Source organism: Lysinibacillus sp. GbtcB16 (genome assembly GCF_019091145.1).
Taxonomy (GTDB): Bacteria; Bacillota; Bacilli; order Bacillales_A; family Planococcaceae; genus Lysinibacillus; species Lysinibacillus fusiformis.
Window position 1 is genome coordinate 1 of sequence record NZ_JAGXJV010000740.1, and the last position, 245, is coordinate 245.

Here is a 245-nt window from a genome sequence, read left to right on the forward strand (position 1 = left end):
GCTGCAATATGTTTGGGCGCGCCTGGTTTTATAAAATTGGGTGAATACCAATTGCACCAATTTACAAAAAGTGGTGTCAATTGGACCATGACAGAGGAAGATGTGCAAAAGATTAATGAGGTCCTAGGAACCTATGATGACAGTCTAACTCCTGAAAAATTTGCTGGACGCCCGATTTTCTTTAGGCACGGTGAATTAGATAAAACTGTACCTTTCCATGAATCCTATAAATTTTATGAAACATT

Annotated in this window: 1 pseudogene; it reads left to right on the forward strand. The window is 38.4% G+C overall.

What is annotated here, in order from left to right:
• Nucleotides 1-51: 51 nt before the first annotated feature.
• Nucleotides 52-245 (forward strand): annotated as a pseudogene (locus KVT27_RS25765) (alpha/beta hydrolase); the annotation flags it as partial.